The sequence below is a fragment of the Flavobacterium sp. FlaQc-47 genome (assembly GCF_044006475.1).
GTDB lineage: Bacteria > Bacteroidota > Bacteroidia > Flavobacteriales > Flavobacteriaceae > Flavobacterium.
In genome coordinates, this window is sequence record NZ_JBIPCQ010000001.1 from 283,602 (window position 1) to 305,412 (window position 21,811).

The 21,811-nt window shown below is 33.4% G+C and carries 14 protein-coding genes; 7 read left to right on the forward strand and 7 right to left on the reverse strand.

Translation table 11 applies throughout. The annotated features are described in order from the left end of the window. Positions 1–351 precede the first annotated feature (351 nt). The 5 genes from asnB (ACHRVX_RS01040) to secDF all read left to right on the forward strand — a co-directional run bounded on the left by asnB (ACHRVX_RS01040) (position 352) and on the right by secDF (position 10,519). Complete coding sequence (gene asnB / locus ACHRVX_RS01040) at positions 352–2,028, forward strand: asparagine synthase B (protein WP_395328008.1); 1,677 nt, start codon at positions 352–354, stop codon at positions 2,026–2,028. Between the two features lie 314 nt (positions 2,029–2,342). Further along, positions 2,343–3,959, forward strand: a complete 1,617-nt coding sequence (gene asnB / locus ACHRVX_RS01045) for an asparagine synthase B (RefSeq protein WP_395328010.1) — start codon at positions 2,343–2,345, stop codon at positions 3,957–3,959. 374 nt (positions 3,960–4,333) lie between these two features. Beyond that, a complete protein-coding gene (gene gyrB / locus ACHRVX_RS01050) occupies positions 4,334–6,274 on the forward strand; it encodes a DNA topoisomerase (ATP-hydrolyzing) subunit B (protein ID WP_395328012.1) in 1,941 nt (646 codons plus the stop codon). A 109-nt stretch (positions 6,275–6,383) separates the two neighbouring features. Continuing rightward, positions 6,384–7,319, forward strand: coding sequence for a malate dehydrogenase (mdh, locus tag ACHRVX_RS01055; RefSeq protein ID WP_395328015.1), 936 nt, complete (start codon positions 6,384–6,386; stop codon positions 7,317–7,319). A gap of 227 nt (positions 7,320–7,546) precedes the next feature. Continuing rightward, positions 7,547–10,519, forward strand: a complete 2,973-nt coding sequence (secDF, locus tag ACHRVX_RS01060) for a protein translocase subunit SecDF (protein WP_395328017.1) — start codon at positions 7,547–7,549, stop codon at positions 10,517–10,519. A 711-nt stretch (positions 10,520–11,230) separates the two neighbouring features. Here secDF and ACHRVX_RS01065 read toward each other — a convergent pair. The 7 genes from ACHRVX_RS01065 to ACHRVX_RS01095 all read right to left on the reverse strand — a co-directional run bounded on the left by ACHRVX_RS01065 (position 11,231) and on the right by ACHRVX_RS01095 (position 17,547). Continuing rightward, positions 11,231–11,740 carry a GNAT family N-acetyltransferase gene (locus ACHRVX_RS01065; protein WP_395328019.1) on the reverse strand — a complete coding sequence of 170 codons (510 nt, stop codon included), beginning with the start codon at positions 11,738–11,740 and terminating at the stop codon, positions 11,231–11,233. A 480-nt stretch (positions 11,741–12,220) separates the two neighbouring features. Further along, positions 12,221–13,153: a prolipoprotein diacylglyceryl transferase gene (gene lgt / locus ACHRVX_RS01070; RefSeq protein WP_213296921.1), complete on the reverse strand. Its 933-nt coding sequence runs from the start codon at positions 13,151–13,153 to the stop codon at positions 12,221–12,223. A 64-nt stretch (positions 13,154–13,217) separates the two neighbouring features. Continuing rightward, positions 13,218–13,457, reverse strand: coding sequence for a membrane protein insertion efficiency factor YidD (gene yidD / locus ACHRVX_RS01075; protein ID WP_173972466.1), 240 nt, complete (start codon positions 13,455–13,457; stop codon positions 13,218–13,220). Positions 13,458–13,479: 22 nt separating this feature from the next. Continuing rightward, positions 13,480–14,967, reverse strand: a complete 1,488-nt coding sequence (cysS, locus tag ACHRVX_RS01080) for a cysteine--tRNA ligase (RefSeq protein ID WP_395328024.1) — start codon at positions 14,965–14,967, stop codon at positions 13,480–13,482. 53 nt (positions 14,968–15,020) lie between these two features. Next, positions 15,021–15,386, reverse strand: a complete 366-nt coding sequence (locus ACHRVX_RS01085) for a four helix bundle protein (protein ID WP_395328027.1) — start codon at positions 15,384–15,386, stop codon at positions 15,021–15,023. A 77-nt stretch (positions 15,387–15,463) separates the two neighbouring features. Further along, positions 15,464–16,135, reverse strand: a complete 672-nt coding sequence (gene folE / locus ACHRVX_RS01090) for a GTP cyclohydrolase I FolE (protein ID WP_395328030.1) — start codon at positions 16,133–16,135, stop codon at positions 15,464–15,466. 215 nt (positions 16,136–16,350) lie between these two features. Further along, on the reverse strand, positions 16,351–17,547 hold the full coding sequence (locus ACHRVX_RS01095) for a pyridoxal phosphate-dependent aminotransferase (protein WP_395328032.1): 1,197 nt from the start codon (positions 17,545–17,547) through the stop codon (positions 16,351–16,353). Positions 17,548–17,669: 122 nt separating this feature from the next. On the opposite strand from ACHRVX_RS01095, the gene ACHRVX_RS01100 reads away from it, so the two are divergent. Both ACHRVX_RS01100 and ACHRVX_RS01105 read left to right on the forward strand, forming a co-directional pair. Continuing rightward, complete coding sequence (locus ACHRVX_RS01100) at positions 17,670–18,995, forward strand: PDZ domain-containing protein (RefSeq protein WP_395328035.1); 1,326 nt, start codon at positions 17,670–17,672, stop codon at positions 18,993–18,995. Between the two features lie 159 nt (positions 18,996–19,154). Then, complete coding sequence (locus ACHRVX_RS01105; protein WP_395328038.1) at positions 19,155–21,782, forward strand: gliding motility-associated C-terminal domain-containing protein; 2,628 nt, start codon at positions 19,155–19,157, stop codon at positions 21,780–21,782. The last annotated feature ends 29 nt before the right edge of the window (positions 21,783–21,811 follow it).

Here is a 21,811-nt window from a genome sequence, read left to right on the forward strand (position 1 = left end):
TATTGAGTTTCTATTGTTATCCTTCCTCCGTCAGGATGACAATAAATCGCAAAACAATAATTCCGCTACAGCTTTTCTCTTTCTCTTTAAGAATCTTTCATTGATTCTGAAATATCCCAATATTTAATTCAAAGTTTTCTTTCAAAGCTTAGTTTTTATACTTGATTTATTCCTGAAATTGAAATCTTCAAGTTTGGAGCTTTATTTTGTGTTAAAATTTTGCATTTTATATGTAAAATCCAAATTATGGTTTATAATTGTAACTTATTTATGCATTTGTGTTTTTCAATTGTAACCATTAATGCATCTTTGCCTTATCAAAATGAAATTTAAATATAAAAATATATAATTATGTGTGGAATAGTATGTGCCTTTGATCTAAAACAAAAAGCTGAAGCATTAAGACCTCAAGTATTAGAAATGTCTAAAATCATTCGCCACCGTGGACCGGACTGGAGCGGAATTTACAGCAATGATAAGGCAATTATGTCTCATGAGCGTTTGGCGATTGTAGATCCAGCTTCAGGAAAACAGCCTTTATTTACAGAAGATAAAAAATTGGTTTTAGCTGCAAATGGTGAAATTTACAACCACAGAGAATTGCGTAAACAATTTGAAGGAAAATACAACTTTCAAACTGAAAGTGACTGCGAAGTTATCTTAGCACTTTATAAAGAAAAAGGTCCTCATTTTGTGGACGAAATGAACGGAATCTTCGGATTTGCAATTTATGATGTTGAAAAAGATGAGTATTTTATCGCTCGTGATCACATGGGAATTATTCCGCTTTACATTGGTTGGGATCAGGATGGAACTTTCTATGTAGCTTCAGAATTGAAAGCTTTAGAAGGATATTGTACAAAAATCCAATTGTTTCCTCCGGGGCATTATATGACAAGTAAAGACGGTGAATTTGTACAATGGTACAAAAGAGACTGGACAGATTATGATGCGGTAAAAGATAACGAAACCAGTATTCCTGAAATCAAAAAAGCATTAGAAGCTGCGGTTCACAGACAATTAATGAGTGATGTTCCTTACGGAGTTTTACTTTCGGGAGGTTTAGATTCGTCTATTACTTCGGCTGTAGCCAAAAAATATGCACAAAAACGTATAGAGTCAGATGATACAACAGATGCTTGGTATCCGCAATTGCACTCTTTTTCAGTAGGACTTGAAGGTTCTCCTGATTTAGCAGCAGCTCAGATTGTTGCAAAACATATTGGAACAATTCACCATGAAATTAAATTCACTATTCAGGAAGGTTTAGATGCTGTTCGTGATGTGATTTACAACCTTGAAACGTATGATGTAACTACGGTTAGAGCCTCAACTCCAATGTGGTTAATGGCGAGAGTTATCAAATCCATGGGAATCAAAATGGTATTGTCCGGTGAAGGTGCAGATGAGTTATTTGGTGGATATTTATACTTTCATAAAGCGCCAAATGCAAGAGAATTTCACGAAGAAAACGTTCGTAAATTAGGTAAACTTCATATGTACGATTGTTTACGTGCCAACAAAAGTTTAGCAGCGTGGGGAATTGAGGGTCGTGTACCGTTTTTGGATAAAGAATTTATGGATGTTGCCATGCGCATCAACCCGCAAGATAAAATGATCAACAAAGAGCACCCAATGGAAAAATGGGTAGTTCGTAAAGCTTTTGAAGATATGTTGCCGGAAAGTGTAGCATGGAGACAAAAAGAACAATTCTCAGACGGAGTAGGATATAGCTGGATTGATACTTTGAAGGAAGTAGTTGGTGAAGCAGTTTCGGATGAGCAATTAGCAAATGCGAAATATAAATTTCCATTACAAACGCCAACTTCCAAAGAGGAATATTACTATCGTTCCATCTTTGCAGAACATTTTCCAAGTGATGCAGCGGCATTATGCGTGCCTCAGGAAGCAAGTGTAGCTTGTAGTACAAAAATTGCATTAGAGTGGGATGAAGCTTTCAAAAACATGAATGATCCTTCAGGAAGAGCTGTAGCAAGCGTTCATGATGATGCTTACGCGAAGGCCTAAACAAGAATTATTAGAATTAGTATATATTATTTTCTGAAAAAACGTTCTCATTTTGAGGACGTTTTTCTTGTCTAATATTGTTAAATTATATTATTTCAGTTACTTAAATGGTGTTTTTAGATAATTATTTGACTTTCTTTTTTATATTTGGCATTAGCTGAAAATAAAATAAAATTCATAATATTGTAATTGTATTATTACAGAAAAGCAAAAAACAATATTTAGTTTAGCTGAAATTTATAAATCATAATACATATTTAGTTGCTCGATTTGATAGCGACTAAAAATAAAATAAATAAAAAATATAGAATAGTATGTCTGGATTATTGGCCGTTATAGGTAAAGGAAAAGACCCGCAACTCGTAAAAGAGCTTTCTACAAGAATGTCGCATCGTGGTCCCGATGAAAGTGATTTGCATATTATGGAAAATGGCAGTATTATTTGCCATGAAAGTTTGTCTATTATCGATCTAAAATCGGGCAAACAGCCTATTCAGGGAACTGATAAGGCATGGATGGTCCATGACGGAGAAATATACAACTATCAGGAATTAAAAGATACTGTTTTAAAAGATCATACTTTTAGAACAAAATCAGATTCTGAAGTTATTGTGCATCTGTACGAAGAATTTGGGTATAAGTTTTGTAATATGCTTGATGGTGATTTTGCGTTTGTAATTGTTGATGGAGACAATTATATCGCAGCCAGAGACGCGGTTGGAGTTAAGCCTTTGTATTATGGATTAGACGAAAGAGGCAGAATTTATTTTTCTTCGGAAATGAAGTCAATTGCCGATCAGTGTAAATCATTTTCAACTTTTCCTCCTGGGCATTATTATACAGGCAAAACAGGTTTTGTAAAATATTATAATCCGGAGTATGAAGATCATTCAAATGCTAATAAATTATTAGATCTTGATTTAGTCCGCGAATCATTAATTGAAGCAACCCGTAAGCGTTTAATGAGCGAAGTTCCTATTGGAGTTTTACTTTCCGGAGGTTTAGATTCGTCTTTATTATCGTCAATAGCTTCCAGGTTGTTTGCTGAAAGAGGCGAAAAATTACATTCTTTTTCTATAGGTCTGGATGCAGATTCACCTGATAATATAGCGGCAAGAAAAGCAGCTGAGTTTTTAGGTACAGAGCATCATGAAATTCATTTTACGGTAGAAGAAGGCGTTTCTATTTTAGAAAAAGTAATTTATCATATTGAGACTTACGATATTATTTCGGTAAGAGCAGCAGTTCCTTTGTATTTGTTGTCTAAAGAAATTGCAGATCAGGGAATTAAAGCGATCCTTTCAGGAGAAGGAGCTGATGAGGTTTTTGGGGGACATTTGTATTTTAGAAATGCACCATCTGCAGAAGAATTTCAGGATGAGACAATTGAAAGAGTTCAGAAGTTGTTTACTGCCGATTTATTGCGCGCAGATAAAGCAACAATGGCACATGGATTAGAAATTAGAATTCCGTTTTTAGATAAAGATTTTTTAGATGTTTCTATCAGAATCAGAACAGAAGAAAAACAGCCAAAAACGTATGATGGAATTGAAAAATATATTTTAAGAAAAGCATTTGATACGGCTGAAAATCCTTATTTGCCAACTGAAATTTTATGGAGACAAAAAGAACAGTTTTCAGATGGAGTTGGATATAACTGGATCGACGAATTAATTGAATATTGTGCAACACAGGTTTCTGATGAGCAATTAGCAGGAGCAAGTGCCGAATTCCCATACAATTCGCCAACAACAAAAGAGGCTTATTTTTACAGGTCTGTTTTTCATAAATTTTACCCACAAGTCAGTGCGGCACAAACAGTACGAAAATGGATTCCGAAATGGCAGGAAAATCAAGATCCAAGCGGAAGAGCAAATGCAGCTCACGTAAAAGCCGGGATTGAAATTTCAAAAGCCGGAGTTACAGTCTAGGGTTAAATTCCGAAAAAAGAATAAATTGCAATTTTGAAATTCCAAATTCCAATGAGGAATTTCAAATTCCAAATTGAAGACTGAATAAATTATTAAAAAATCCGAAATAACATTTCAAGTGTTAGATTCGGATTTTTTATTTACAGATTTGTAATTTGGAATTTCAAAATTGGGATTTAATTTATTTTTTTTGGATTTAAAATTGAAATTTCTTTCTTAAAGAGGATAATTTTTGGAATTTGGAATTTATTTTTGATTTTTCACACAATTGTGTTGATAACTTAAGTGCTTTAAATCGTATTTTAACGGATATATAATTTGCGTTTTTATATATTTGCGTGTTAGACAATAATTACATTTTTAGAATAAATTATATGAGCGAAGAAATCAAGAAGAACAATTATTCAGCAGATAGTATTCAGGCATTAGAAGGAATGGAGCACGTAAGAATGCGTCCATCGATGTATATTGGAGATGTAGGGGTTCGAGGGCTGCATCATTTGGTTTATGAGGTTGTTGATAACTCTATTGATGAGGCAATGGGAGGACATTGTGATACTATTGGTGTTGCAATTAACGAAGACGGTTCAGTAACAGTTGAAGATAACGGTCGTGGTATTCCAGTTGATTTACATAAAAAAGAAGGTGTTTCGGCACTTGAGGTAGTAATGACTAAAATTGGTGCCGGAGGTAAATTCGATAAAGATTCTTATAAAGTTTCCGGAGGTTTACACGGTGTTGGGGTTTCGGTTGTAAATGCACTTTCGGTTCATATGAAATCTACTGTTTTCAGAGACGGTAAAATCTACGAACAAGAATACGAAAGAGGTAAAGCAATTTATCCTGTCAAACAAGTTGGGGAAACAGAAAAAAGAGGTACGCGTCAGACATTTTATCCTGATGATACTATTTTTACTCAAACTATAGAATTCTCGTATGATACTTTATCAGCTCGTATGCGTGAGCTTTCTTTCTTAAACAAAGGAATTACAATTACGTTTACAGACAAAAGAGAGGTTGATGATAAAGGCGAATTCAAAGTAGAAGTTTTTCACTCAGATGAAGGTCTTAAAGAATATATTCGTTATTTAGATGGTAACCGTGAGCCAATTATTTCTCACGTTATCAGCATGGATCACGAAAAAGGTGAAATCCCGGTTGAGGTTGCCTTGATTTATAATACAAGTTATACAGAGAATATTTTCTCTTACGTAAATAATATTAATACACACGAAGGAGGAACGCATTTACAAGGTTTTAGAAGTGGTTTGACAAGAACCCTTAAAAAATATGCAGATGCATCCGGAATGTTGGATAAACTGAAATTCGAAATTGCGGGAGATGATTTCCGTGAAGGATTAACGGCTATTATTTCGGTAAAAGTACAAGAGCCGCAATTTGAAGGTCAGACAAAAACAAAGCTGGGAAACAGAGAAGTAGTTTCTCCGGTTTCTCAGGCAGTTGGAGAAATGTTAGAGAATTATTTGGAAGAAAATCCAAATGATGCCCGTATCATTATCCAAAAAGTAATTCTTGCTGCACAAGCCCGTCACGCTGCAAAAAAAGCACGTGAAATGGTACAGCGTAAAACCGTTATGGGCGGTGGTGGATTACCGGGAAAACTTTCAGATTGTTCTGAGCAGGATCCTGCAAGATGTGAGGTTTACCTTGTCGAGGGAGATTCGGCTGGTGGAACAGCAAAACAAGGTCGTGATCGTGCATTTCAGGCGATTTTACCATTACGTGGTAAGATTTTGAACGTTGAAAAAGCGATGCACCATAAAGTATTCGAAAACGAAGAGATTCGTAACATCTTTACGGCTTTAGGAGTTACCGTAGGTACTGCGGAAGACAGTAAAGCCTTGAATCTGGAAAAACTAAGATATCATAAAGTGATCATCATGTGTGATGCCGATGTCGATGGTAGTCACATTTCTACCTTAATATTAACATTCTTCTTCCGTTTCATGAAAGAATTGATCGAAGAAGGGCACGTTTATATCGCTGCGCCACCTTTGTACTTAGTGAAAAAAGGAAATAAAAAAGAATACGCATGGAATGACGTTCAACGTGATCAGGCAAATGAGAGAATGGGCGGAAGTGCTGCTATTCAACGTTATAAAGGTCTTGGAGAGATGAACGCAGAGCAATTGTGGGAAACTACAATGGATCCGAGCTTTAGAACTTTACGTCAGGTAAATATTGATAGTCTGGCTGAAGCTGATAGAGTTTTCTCCATGTTAATGGGCGATGAAGTTCCGCCACGTAGAGAATTTATCGAGAAAAATGCAGTCTACGCAAATATCGATGCATAATAAATTATAATCATCAATTCGTTTAATTGTTTAAATTTACTTAGACGATTAAACGAATTGTCGATTTACGAAATAAACAAATTAATTAATAACCGATAAAGTATAAAATATGAAAGTTACCATTGTAGGAGCAGGAAATGTTGGAGCTACATGTGCAGATGTTATTTCTTATAGAGGAATTGCAAGCGAAGTAGTGTTGTTGGATATTAAAGAAGGTTTTGCCGAAGGTAAAGCGTTGGATATTATGCAATGTGCGACAAATACAGGTTTTAATACCAAAGTATCTGGCGTAACCAACGACTATTCTAAAACCGCTGGAAGTGATGTGGTAGTAATTACATCAGGGATTCCAAGAAAGCCAGGAATGACTCGTGAAGAATTAATAGGTATAAATGCAGGAATTGTAAAAACAGTTGCTGAAAATGTATTGAAATTTTCTCCTGATACCATAATTGTTGTAGTTTCTAATCCTATGGATACTATGACTTATTTAGCATTAAAATCAACAGGATTACCTAAAAACAGAATTATTGGTATGGGTGGAGCGTTAGACAGTTCTCGTTTCAGAACTTATCTTTCATTAGCCTTAGACAAACCTGCAAACGACATATCAGCAATGGTTATAGGCGGACATGGTGATACTACTATGATTCCTTTAACGCGTCTGGCATCTTACAACGGAATTCCGGTAACCCAATTTCTTTCAGAAGAAGTGTTACAAAAAGTAGCTGCTGATACAATGGTTGGCGGAGCGACACTTACAGGACTTTTAGGAACATCAGCCTGGTATGCGCCGGGAGCTTCTGTTGCCTTCCTTGTTGACAGTATTTTGAACGATCAGAAGAAAATGATTGCATGTTCTGTTTTTGTTGAAGGAGAATATGGACAAAACGATATATGTATAGGTGTGCCATGCATAATTGGTAAAAACGGAGTAGAAGAAATCTTAGATATTAAATTAAATGACCAGGAAAAAGCCTTATTTGCTAAAAGTGCAGATGCGGTTAGAGGCATGAATGATGCTCTAAAATCGATTTTAGTATAAGGATTTTCGAAAAAAAAGGAAAAGACTGCACTTTTGCAGTCTTTTTTTTAAGATTAATTAATAAATAAATTGGTTAATCTTTTCGTTAATTATATATTTGCTCGGTTTAAAAAAAATGTGGTAATTCGTGATCTGGAATTTTTAGTTTTAAAAAATCATGTCAGGGCTTATTTTATGGTACTTTAAAACAAAAACAAACAATAAAACATAATTAATTTTTAGTAATAATGCAGAATAAAGGACTTATTAAATTTTTCGCAATTCTATTTGCATTGGTAAGTATTTACCAACTCTCTTTCACTTTTGTGGCAAATAATGTCAAAAGTGAAGCTAAAGCTTTTGCAGGAGATAATCCTGACAAGGAATTAAAATACCTAGATTCTATTGGTAAAGAAAAAGTGTTAAACCTTGGTTTTTCGGATTTTACTTATAATGAAGTAAAAAACAAACAACTAAATAAAGGTCTTGACTTAGAAGGAGGAATCAACGTGATTCTTCAAATTTCTATTAAAGATGTTTTAAGAGGTTTGTCTAACAATTCTAAAAATCCGGTATTTAATAAATCATTAGCTGATGCAAGTGCAAATTTAGAAGGAAACAAAACCTATTTAAATAAGTTTTTTGAAGCTTTTGAAGCGAATTCAAACGGAACTGTAAAATTAGCTTCTCCAGATATTTTTGCAAACAGAAGTTTACAAGGAGAAGGTGGAATCGATTTTCAGATGTCTGATTCACAAGTTCAAAAAGTAATTAAAAGAAAAGTTGATGAGTCTGTTGAAAGTGCTTATAAAGTATTAAGAGAGCGTATCGACAAATTTGGAGTTACTCAGCCTAATATTCAAAAATTAGGAGAAACAGGAAGAATCCTAGTAGAACTTCCGGGTGCTAAAGATGTTGATAGAATTAAAAAATTATTAGGTGGAAAAGCTCAATTAGAGTTTTGGGAAACTTATAAAGTGGAAGAAATTGGAAACTTTTTAGTAGCTGCTAACGAGTCTCTAAAAAAGACTGAAGTTAAAAAAACTGAAACTAAAACTGTTGCTAAAGATTCATTGAATGCTTTATTAACTGATACTAAAGATTCTGTAGATACTAAAAAAGGAAACAATCCATTATTTGACAAAATGTTAGGTCAGGGTGGCGGACCAGTTTTAGGTTATTTTGCTACAAAAGATACTGCTACTGTAAATGCTTACTTTAAAAGAGCAGATATCAGAGTTTTATTAGCTGCTGACCAACACAATGCAAAATTTGTTTGGAGTAAACCAACTTCTATTAAAGATGCAAAAGGAAAAGACCTTGAAGCTGTTGAATTATATGCTTTAAAAGGTAACAGAGATAACGTTCCTGCTATGAGCGGTGGTGTTGTTACGGATGCAAAAGATACTTTTGACCAATTAGGAAAACCAGCTGTTTCTATGCAAATGAACAGTCAGGGTGCTAAAGTTTGGGAAGAATTAACAGGAAGAGCTTTCTCTCAAAAAGGATATATTGCTATTGTTTTAGATAATATTGTTTATTCTGCTCCTGGTGTTACTAGTGGACCAATCGCAGGTGGAAGATCTGAAATTACAGGTTCATTTGATGTAGCTGAAACTAAAGATTTAGCTAACGTATTAAATGCAGGTAAATTACCGGCTTCTGCTGATATTGTTCAGTCAACTGTTGTTGGACCATCTTTAGGTCAGGCTGCAATTGATGCAGGTACAATTTCATCTGTATTAGGATTTTTATTAGTTTGTTTATGGATGGTATTCTATTATGGTAAAGCAGGTTGGTATGCTAATCTTGCATTATTATTAAACTTACTTTTCTTGTTTGGAATTATGGCAAGTTTTGGTTTTGTACTTACATTGCCAGGTATTGCAGGTATCGTACTTACATTAGGTACAGCGGTAGATGCGAATATTATTATATTTGAAAGAGCGAAAGAGGAATTACGTGAAGGTAAATCTTTATCAGAAGCAGTGGCTACATCTTACGGATGGCACGGTGCAATGCGTTCTATTATTGATGCAAACGTAACACACGTTTTAACCGGAGCAATCTTGTTTATCTTTGGAACAGGACCAATTAAAGGTTTTGCTTTAACTTTACTTATTGGTATTGTAACTTCAATGTTTACATCAATTTTTATCGCTAGAATTTTTATCGACAGAAATATTGCTGGAAAAGGTGATTTAACTTTCTCTACAAATATTACTAAAAACTGGTTTACTAATTTCCACTTTGACTTTATTAAAATCAAGAAATTTACTTATATCTTCTCTTCTATAGTAGTTGTAGTAAGTTTGATATCTATCTTCTTCGTTAACGGATTAGATGAAGGTGTTGATTTTGTTGGAGGAAGAACTTTCCAGGTAAAATTTGAAAAACCAGTAGATGCTACTGTAATTTCAGATGAGTTATCTGCAGCTTTTGGAACTCCTGTTGAAGCTAAAATTTTAGGTGATGATGATCAGTTAAAAATCACTACAAAATATAAGATTAAAGAAGATGGTGTTGCTATCGACGAAGAAGTGAATCAAAAATTATATACTGCATTACAGAAATATTTCCCTAATGTTACTTATGATAAATTCACTAACACGTTTGACGGTAAAAAAGTAGGTGTTTTACAATCTTCTAAAGTTGGAGCTTCTATCTCTGAAGATATTAAAACAAACTCTTACTGGGCAGTTCTTGGTGCAATGGCAGCTATCTTTTTATACTTAATGGTTTCTTTCCGTAAATGGCAATATTCATTAGGTGCGATTGCAGCTGTAGCGCATGACGTTATCTTTGTATTAGGAATCTACTCTTTATGTTATAAATTCATGCCTTTCCACATGGAAATGGATCAGCACTTTATCGCTGCAATTCTTACTGTTATTGGTTATTCTATGAATGATACTGTAATTGTATTTGACAGGGTTAGAGAGTTTATCATCGGAAACCGTAAAGGTAGTTTTGAAGATATCGTAAACGCTTCTATTAATACTACATTATCAAGAACATTGAATACGTCATTAATGATGATCATTGTATTGTTAACGATGTTTATCTTTGGTGGAGAATCTATCAGAGGATTTATCTTTGCAATGTTAGTAGGTATTGTTGTAGGAACTTATTCTTCATTATTTATCGCTACACCAGTATTGGTAGACACGATTTCAACTGATGAAAAACATAATATCGAAGAAAAACACAAACAAGCATAATTGCAAGTTTGATATATAAAAAAAAGATCCAGCGAAAGTTGGATCTTTTTTTTTTGTATATATTGTTTGGTGTAAATTTTACGTTGTTTATTTTAAATTCAGCTTCTTTTGGAAATATAATGGATCAGGTACAAAGTTGGGTATTAGGCAAAAAAAATAGATCAATTCAAAAACATGTGGAGAGAGAAAAAAAAATTACTGCAGAGCATGCGAAGATTTTTTACCAAGGATGATGGGTATAAACACAAAGTTCACAAGGCAGGTCAACACAAAGCTTTGTGAACTTTGTGTTTGTCAACACACCTTACTATAAAAAACTTTGCGTTAAAAATCACCCAGTATATAATATAATCTATCCGGGATATTTTTGTTACTCCGTTAGGAGTTAGATACTGGCAGAACAAAAATCAACCAGAAAAAATATCCTTTAAGGATTAAAGTTTTTAAAGAAAATTAATTAATTAATTAATTAAATTTTTAAACCATCAACTTGAATTAAAAAGTTGTGTTTTTATGTTTTCCCACAACATTTAGTCTTGATCCCATATAATCTCGAGATCAAATTTGTTGGAAATACAATTATAGATTACTTAATTTTCCTTTGATGATAATATAAATCTAATTTATGCCCTGTCGTTTTGGAGCGTCAATTGTAAATTTAAACAAGACAATATTTTCTTTTATGATTGTAGTGTTTTAGTGAGCGGGAGATTACTGTATCACTGATCTTTTGATCATGAAATAAGCGATCTCTTCCTCATTTCGGATTAGATTTTCCAATTGTAAAAATCCTGCTTTTTTAAGTACATTTTGTGAACCGCTATTGTTGATATCGGTTATAGCCACAACTTCGTTTGTCGTTGTATTTGCGAAACTATATTGCATTATAGCCTTGCATACTTCTGTAGCAATACCTTTTCCCCAATATTTTCTGCTAAGGACATAACCAATTTCTATTTGGTTTGTGTTATATGCAAAATTACGAGCAACACATATTCCGATAAAATCATTATTTGAAGTATTGAATATGGCCCATCGGCTTAGATTTTTATTTTTATAATTTTCAAGTAATTCGTTAAACATCTCCACATATCTTTCTGGTGTGGTATTGGGGAGGTATTTTGTAACTTGTGTATCTTCAAATAGATCTAAAAAAGTTTGTTGTTCTGAGGGTAAAAATTCACGAATAATTATTTTTGGGCTTTGGTACAGAATAGACATTTATACTAATTTTAAGGTAAATAATTGATAATTTATTCAAAGTTACTGCAATTATGGGCAGTTTTTTCTTTTCTATGTGCAACCGAATTTAAAGAAAATAAAATTAGTAAATCAAAGTCTTATTTTTAATTTCAATACGCTAAGACCATTTGAAGGTCTTCTGTTTCCTGTAATGATTAATCTTCAAGGCAGATAAACGTAAGCTCTTATGGAAAATAGATTTCTAAACTAGCCCCGATGGAAACGATATCCTTTTTACTGCTCCTTTAGCAGGAAAAAGATATAGTGTACAGCGGGACTAAAGTTGTTGAGAAAACGGCAAGTTGTGCTCCTTAAAAAAAATGTAAATCGATGGCTATTAGTGATGGTGATAGTTCACATTAAGGATTTTGGGATTTGCAGAAAAGGTTTGATAAAGAAAACGCCCAAAACAATTAAGTTTTGGGCGTTTTTTTATGTTTATAATGGTGTTTTTAATTTTTAAGAGGCTGCTAGAGGATTTCTTTGTGCTCTGATGATAAAGAAAAGTCCAATAATGATGAAAGGAATACTCAGCCATTGTCCTGTTGAGAAAATGCCTAATTCGTTCTCAAAACCACCTTGGCTTTCTTTTACAAATTCAACGATAAAACGTACCACGAATAAAAGGACAAGGAATAATCCGAATAATAATCCTGATTTAAGTCTTGCATTTGTTTTCCAGTATAAAAAGAACAGAATTGCAAACACAAAAATATAAGCAATACCTTCATACAATTGCGTTGGGTGTTTTACAGGAACCTGAGCCAATAAATCGGCAAATTTAGGATCTGTTGCGATTGCATTATAAGCAGCTTTTGGATCTGCGATTTGAGTTGCATTTACAGCTTCTGATTTACTGAACTGATCGTGTAAAAAACGAATTCCGAAAGCAGAATCAGTTTCTTTTCCTATAATCTCAGAATTAAAGAAGTTTCCTAAGCGAACAAAAATTGCACCACTTGCCACCGGAATTACTACGCGATCCAATATCCATAATAACGGACGTTTTAAGATCATTTTGCTGTAATAATACATGGCAATGATAATGGCAATTGCTGCCCCATGACTTGCTAATCCCTGAAAACCTGTAAATTCAAATTTTGGTTCAAATCTAAACGGTAAAAAGATTTCAAGTAGATGATTTCTAAAATATTCCCAGTCATAAAATAATACATGACCTAAACGCGCTCCTATTAATGTTGCTAAAACAGTCCAGACAAATAAAGAATCTAATTTGTCTATGGATTCATTTTCTCGCTCAAAAATGTTTTTCATGATGAACCAGCCTAAACCAAAAGCGATTACGAACATTAAACTGTAATAACGAATCATAAAAAATCCTAAATCGATTCCTTCTGAGGGATTCCAAATGACATTTAAGGAGTGTGACATATATTGAATTGTTTTTTGTTTTGTAAAAATAAATATTTAAAGCAGAGCAAGTCTTTATTTAAAGTTAATGTTTATGTGAACATTTCTTTTCAGGAACGGGATCGTAGCCCGTTCTTCCCCAGGGATGACAGCTCAATATTCGTTTCATTCCTAAATAGCCGCCATAAAATAATCCATGAGTCTGCAAGGCTTGAATCATATATGTTGAACACGTTGGCTCGAACCTGCAGCTTGCCGGTGTAAAAGGCGAAATGGCAGTTTGATAAAAGCGAACTAATAAAACAAACGGAGTAGTTACTTTCATGATTTATTAGAAAATGAATTATTTATATTGAAAAGCTGGTTCCTTCTTTCCCGTCTTTCAACTGAATTCCTAAAGCAATTAACTGATCACGAATCTGGTCAGAAAGAGCAAAGTTTTTATCAGCTCTTGCCTGATTTCTCATTTGAATTAATAATTCAATTGCGCCATTTAATTTTTCAGTGGTTTCTGCCGTATTTTGAGAAACTTTATTATTAACTCCTAAAACGTCAAACAGGAAATTTGAAAACGTAGTAGATAATAATTCGATATCTTCGGCTGTCAATGTTTCTGCTCCGTCATTTACTACATTTATATAGCGTGCTCCTTCAAATAATTGAGCAATTAAAATAGGAGTATTAAAATCATCGTTCATAGCATCATAACAATTTTGTCTCCACGCAGCAATATCTAAAGAAGATGAATTACTTGGCTTTAGCGACGAAACTAATTTATATGATTCCATTAAGCGGTGATATCCTTTTTCACTTGCTACCATTGCATCATTAGAAATGTCTAAAACACTTCTATAATGTGCCTGAAGAAAACAGAAACGAACAATATTGGGTTCAAATGGTTTTTCAAAGAAAGAGTTATCACCTTTAACCAATTCTAAAGGCAAAATATAATTGCCTGTTGATTTACTCATTCGTAATCCATTCATGGTAAGCATGTTTGTATGCATCCAGTAATTTACAGGCGATTCTCCATTGCATGCTTTTCCTTGTGCAACTTCACATTCATGGTGTGGGAATTTTAAATCCATTCCGCCTCCATGAATATCAAATTTTTCTCCCAGATATTTAGTACTCATAGCAGTACATTCTAAATGCCATCCAGGAAAACCTTCACCCCAAGGCGAGTTCCAACGCATTATATGTGCTGGCGAAGCGTTTTTCCAGAGCGCAAAATCTTGTGGATTTTTCTTTTCATTTTGTCCATCTAAATCTCTCGTATTCGCAAAAAGTTCATCAATATTACGATTGCTTAATTCGCCATATTTCATTCCTCTTTTGTTGTATTCAAAAACGTCAAAATAAACAGATCCATTACTTTCGTATGCAAAACCTGAGTCAATTAATTTTTGAGTCAATTCTATTTGCTCTAAAATATGACCCGTGGCTGTTGGTTCAATAGTTGGAGGAAGAAAATTGAAGGTATCCAGAACTTTATGAAAATCCACAGTATATTTCTGTACAATTTCCATAGGTTCTAATTTCTCTAATCGGGATTGTTTTACGAAACGATCGTTGTCAATATCACCATCATCTGTTAAATGTCCTGCATCAGTAATATTTCGAACATAACGTACTTTATAATCAAGGTGCAAAAGATACCTGAAAATTACGTCAAATGACATAAAAGTCCTAACGTTTCCAAGATGTACATTACTGTAAACTGTAGGTCCGCAAACATACATACCAATACTTCCCTCATGAATAGGATTGAAATTTTCTTTCTCGCCCGAAAGCGTGTTATGTACTTTTAAAGATTGACTTTTATATAAAGGCATATTTAATTATTGTTTAACTGTTTTTTTGTTAAATCGTTTAATTGCTTTTGTAATTATTCTTTTGAAAGATAATATTTTTTTAGGCTATTGATCTGATTGCAAATTTTTTCAATTTTCTCACGAGATTCTACATAGTCATTATCAGATAAATAATCTAAATCTCTTGAAATAATCAAATGATTTAAAGTTTCCATTGCTGATGAATATGAAATAGTTAAAAAATGAGCTTTATCTTTATTCGTATTTCTCGAAGTTCCCTCTGCAATATTTGTAGCAATCGAACTTGAACTTCTTTTTATCTGAGAAGTTATTCCGAATATTTCATTTGATGGAAATTTACTAGTTAATTTATAAATATCCAAAACAAACATTCTTGAGTTTTGCCAAACTTCCAATTTTTCAAACGAAAAAGTATACATTTCTTGTTGTTTAATTGTTTAACCTTTTATTTGTTCTTCCGACTTAACGATTTAACAAATAAACGATTCACCAATATTTAGAACTGCGTATCCAGTTTAATGTAATCTAGAAATTCTCTTTTTGTTTGAGGATCTTTGAATTTTCCGCCAAATTCAGATGTTACGGTGCTGCTTTCGATATCTTTGATTCCTCTTGAATTCACGCAAAGGTGTTTCGCATCAATAACGCAGGCAACATCTTCAGTACCTAAAGCTATTTGTAATTCCTGTACAATCTGCATTGTCAGGCGTTCCTGAACCTGTGGTCTTTTAGCGTAATATTCTACAATTCGGTTCATTTTTGATAAACCAATAACTCTTCCGCTGGAAATATAAGCCACATGTGCTCTTCCTATAATGGGTAATAAATGGTGTTCGCAGGTAGAGTAAACAGTGATGTTTTTTTCAACTAACATTTCACCGTATTTGTAATTATTGTCAAAAGTTGATGCTTTTGGCTTTTTTGTAGGGTTCAGACCTCCAAAAATTTCCTTTACAAACATTTTTGCAACACGGTTTGGAGTACCTTTTATGCTATCATCTGTTAAATCCATTCCTAAAGTCTGTAGGATGTTTTCAACATCTTTTTTTATTTTTTCTATTTTTTCTTCATCACTTAATTCAAAAGCATCCTGTCTAACAGGGTTTTGAGCATTGCTGCTAAAATGATTGTCTCCTATTTCGTCTAAAAAATCTTCGTTATTTATCATTAAAAACTACTATTAGTATGGGTATATCTTTTTAAGGCGGTAAAGATAATTAATAAAAAGGAAACCTTTTCTATCGTTTTTACTATTTAATCGTTCCTTTTTAGATATAATTTAAATTAAAATCAAAATGGTGATTTCTAAAAATACAAAAGACAATAACATAGCACGTTATTGTCTTTTTGATGGTATTTATTTATTTATTTATTTATTTGAAATTATTTCTTATTGTAAACTAAAAGAGCTTCTTTTAAAATATTTACAGCACTAATTAAATCTTTTTTATTTAATACATAAGCAATTCTTACCTGATTCAATCCCATTCCCGGAGTCGAATAAAATCCGGCAGCGGGAGCAACCATTACAGTTTCTCTGTTAAGGTCATAAGTTTCAAGAAGCCATTGTGCAAAATCATCGGCATTTTCTATTGGCAATTGTGCAATGCAATAAAAAGCGCCTTTTGGTTTAGTCACAATTACACCTTCAATTTTATTCAGTTCCGTAATTAAAGTATCGCGACGACCTTTGTATTCTGAAATTACTTCATCAAAATAACTTTGCGGAGTATCTATTGCGGCCTCACAAGCAATTTGTTCAATTGTAGGCGGACTCAAACGTGCCTGAGCAAATTTCATAACTGTTGCCAAAACATCTTTGTTTTTAGTAACGAGACAACCAATTCTGGCGCCACACATACTGTAACGTTTTGAAACCGAATCGACCATGATTACGTTTTGCTGCACATCTTCAAGATTCATTACAGAATAATGAACATCATCACCATCGTATAAAAACTCACGATATACTTCGTCAGCAATTAAATATAAATCGTGTTTTTTTATTAAACCTGCTAATTGTTTTATTTCGGCTTCAGAATATAAATAACCTGTTGGATTACCTGGATTACAAATCAATATAGCTTTCGTTCTTGATGTAATTAGTTTTTCGACAGTATCAATACTTGGCAAAGCAAATCCTGTGTCAATTGTTGAAATTACAGGAATAACTGTTGCGCTTGTTGAAGAAGCAAATGCGTGATAATTAGCATAAAAAGGTTCCGGAATAATAATTTCGTCACCCGGATCTGTAATTGTGGCCAATGCAAACAACAAGGCTTCAGAACCACCAGTAGTAATAATGATGTCTTCTGAGTTAACATTTACGTTTTGACGTTGGTAAAATTGAGCTAATTTTTTTCTATAACTTTCATATCCGGCAGACGGACTGTATTCTATAAGAGTTAAATCAATATTTTTTACCGCCTCCATGGCCACTTCGGGTGTCTTGATATCCGGTTGACCAATGTTTAAGTGATACACTTTTTTTCCTTTTTGCTTTGCAGCATCTGCAAAAGGAGCAAGTTTACGTATCGGTGATTCGGGCATGTTTCTGCCTTTGTGAGAAATTGTTGGCATGAGTTTAATTATTGAAGTGCAAATTTGCATTTTTTTTTCGAATTTAACGTAAACATTACGGGTACTTATTAAAATGTAACAATTATCAATATTTTTAGTAGTTTTATCATAAAATATTATCAATGAAAAAATATTTTATGTTGTTTTTTGGGCTTTTGGCATCTTTGTCGCTTCAGGCTCAGGGTGATTTTTTGATTGAAAAGCATAGTAAAAAGGTTACAATACCTTTTAAATTGATAAATAACCTCGTTTTCATTCCTATAAAAGTAAACGGTGTCGAGCTGAATCTATTATTGGATTCAGGAGTCGAAGAAACTATTTTGTTTAGTATGGAAGACAAACAGGAAGTTACTTTTAACAACGTACAAAAAATTAAACTCAAAGGATTAGGAAGTGAGGAGGAAATTGAAGGACTAAAATCGACAAACAATACGTTAGAAACGCATGGACTAAAATCAATCAATCATTTGGTTTATATTATTTTAGATCAAAATTTTAATTTATCCTCACATATTGGTATTCCCGTAAATGGTATTATTGGATATAAATTTTTTAAAAATAATATAGTAGAAATCAATTATCATAGAAAAAAAGTAATTATTCATTCCAACAATGAAGAAACACGCAGGAAACTGGAGAAAAAGTTTAAAGTATTACCGATAACGATAGAAAAATCAAAACCTTATATTTATACAACAGCCATAGTTGATAGTATTAAAGTGCCGGCAAAACTGCTTATAGATATTGGTAATAGTGATGCTTTTTGGATTTTTGAGAATAGTAAAATCAAATTACCAAAAAAGAATTTTCCGGATTTTTTAGGAAAAGGATTTAGTGGTGATATAGAAGGTCATCGCGCCAAAATCGATAATTTTTTAATCGAAGATTTTAATTTTAAAAAACCAATAGTTTCCTTTCCTGATTCTAGTTCTATTAAAAATGTAAAAATGGTTCCGGATCGAATAGGCTCCATTGGAGGAGAAGTCTTAAAACGATTTACGGTAGTTATAGATTATGCAGATAAGAAGCTATATCTTAAAAAAAACAGCAAATTTTCTGAACCTTTCACGTACAATAAAAGCGGAATAACCGTTCAGCACAACGGACTTCAATGGGTACAGGAAACCGTGCATTTAGAAACTGTTAAAGTTGCTACGTCAATAGAAGAATCAGGTTATAATGATAAAAAAGACGGGAATTTCAAATACAAATTTTCATTAAAACCAGTATATGAAATTGTCAATATTCGTAAAAAATCAGCTGCAGAAAAATGCGGATTACAAAAGGGAGATATCATTGTGAGTATCAATAATAATATTCCTTATAAATATACGCTTCAGCAAATCAATAGCCTTTTAAAATCTGAGGAGGATATCTGGATTACCTTAGAAGTAGAAAGAAATAGTCTTATTTTAAAGTTTAGATTTAAGCTTGAAGATGAGCTGTAAATATTTGATTTACAATTCAATAAAATTTTAAACAAAATTGACTCATATAAAGATATATTTTGCGATAACTTTAAATTTTGTGAAAATTTAACTATTAAATCTTCTTTTTTGTTCAATGAACATGATTATTTTATTATGTTTATAAAAAAATAGGAGTTTATGGTTAAAAAATACGCTAATTTCTTACAATTTGTATTGTTTTTTGTTCTTTTATCGGTTTTGCCTTCACAAATGTATGCACAATGTGCGGGAATTGATGCTAGTAAAGTAATTTGTGATATTGAACTTCCTGTTAATACATCGATTTCACTATTTGATTTATTAGATGGTTCGCCAACTCCTGGCGGAACATGGAAAGATGATAATAATTCAAGAGGTTTAAATACTGCCACAGGAGAACTAAACGGACAACTTATACGTCGCGGAGGTACTTATAAATATACGTATACAGTTTTGGGTGTTCCGGGATGTACAGATAATACAGCTACTGTAACACTTACAATTGGTGCATATCCGGGAGTTCCGGCTCCATTTGCTACCGTATGTAGTTCTGCTAATACTTTTAATCTTTTCACAGCATTTAATAGTACCGTAATGGGACCGCATTCAAATGGAAGCTGGACAAATAGTTCAGGCGGATCTGTAGATGCAATAATTCCAGTGACAGGATTACAAGGGTCATTTGATTTTACATATACAGTTCCTCCTGTACTTCCATGTGATACAGCTCCGCTATCTGTTAAGGTTACAGTAACCGTTTTTAAAGCACCTGAACCCGGAACAGCAACTGATTTAGAATTATGCGGAGATACTGATTTAGGCTCTTATACAGATTTAGATCTTCATACTTTACTTGCAGGTGAAGATATGGGAGGAGAATGGAATGGTGCGGGATTAACCTCATTAACAGATCATAATGTAAACCTTCAGGAAGTATTTGATGATTTAGGACCAGGAGAATATATTTATACTTACACAGTTCGATCTTTTCCTGATAATAGAATTTGTCCGGATCAAACGGTACCTATAAGTATTACACTCGAAAAAAGACTGGATTTTACAGGCGCCCAAATCATAGTAAATTCAGATATTTGCGAAGATAAAATTCCTACCGCAACATATTCTGCAACAATTACCCAAGGACCTGAAGCAATTCCGGATGGCGAATACAAAGTCACTTTTAACGTTTCCGGTCCAAATGGCGGATCAACAACTGTCACTGCTAATTTTGTAAATGGTGTAATTAGCTTTCCGGTCGATGCTTCCTATTTTAGACAAGTGGGTTTATACACAATCAGCGTTACAAATATTACAGCAACAGCCGGTAAACAATCCTGTTTGAATGTTATAAATAATTTATTTGATAATTTAAATATTTATCCTCTCCCTCATTTAGATGGAGCCTTAATGACAACATTACCAACATGCCAGAATAAAGATTCAGTAATACAAATTTCAAACGCTGCTCAATTAGCTAATGGCAATTATAACATTGTCTATAATATTACAGGAGATAATTTTGCAACAGGACAAACTGCCAATATTAACTCATTTGGTGGAAATTTCAATTTTAGAATTCCCGGAACTTTAAATGCAAACAGTGGTGTATCAGTAATAACTATTATCAAAATTACTAATAACGTCACAGGTTGTACAAATGTTGCTAATACTCAGGGAAATTTAATCATTAATCCTTTGCCTAATGCAGCCACCGTAAGAGTTGTAATTAATGATGTTTGTTTAAACGATCCTGTTTCTGTAGCTGTTTCCGGATTAGGAAATTTAACAGATGCGACATTATCTTATACACTTTCAGATAGTAATACATCAACATTACAAACGGCGGCTTTAACTGTTTTAAACGGAAATGCGACATTTATAATTCCTGCAGGTTTGCTTTTAAACACTGGTTCTACAACAATTTTAGCTACTAATTTAAAAAATAACAGCACCAGTTGTGACAGCAATTTAAGTAATGTATCCGATGGTTTCTCTATAAATCCAATTCCGTTAGCACCAATTGCAGAAAACCAAATATTTTGTAAAGTAGATAGAGCAACAATTGCAAATTTATTTCCACGCGGACCTCAATATAAATGGTACAATTCTGCTACGTCAACAACGGCACTTGCAGGAACTTACGTTTTAAAATCAGAAGATCTTTATGTACGGGAAACTTCTCTTTCAAATTGTACTTCAGCTCCCACAATGATTTCGGTTATAGTAAACGATACGCCGGCTCCGGTATTGAATCCCGGAGGAGCGGATTTTTGTGGTTTGGCAAATCCAACAATTGCTGATTTGTCCAGAGTTACAAATGTGCCCTCAACTGTTGCCTGGTACGATGCTGAAAACAACGGAAATTTGCTCGCTTCATCAAGTTTATTGGTTCATAAAGCTACATATTACGGATTTGATCTTTCGACTGTTACGGATTGTATTTCTGATACTAATTTAGAAGTAACTGTTTCATTAATCGATTGTGATGTGTCGCAATATGCATTTTTTATTCCTGACGGATTTTCGCCAAATGGTGATAATATAAATGATACTTTCAGAATTCCTGATATTGAATTTTTATACCCGGATTATACGCTGGAAATTTTTAATAGATACGGAAATGTAATGTTTAAAGGAAATGCAAATAAACCAAATTGGGACGGAAGAAATTCTGAATCAGCTGGTTTTGGTGACGGAATAGCGCCTAACGGAGTCTATTTTTATATTATCAATTTTAATAAGGATAATAGAAAAGCACAACAAGGCCGACTTTACCTTAACCGATAATTTCTTTTTTATATTATTTAATATAATTT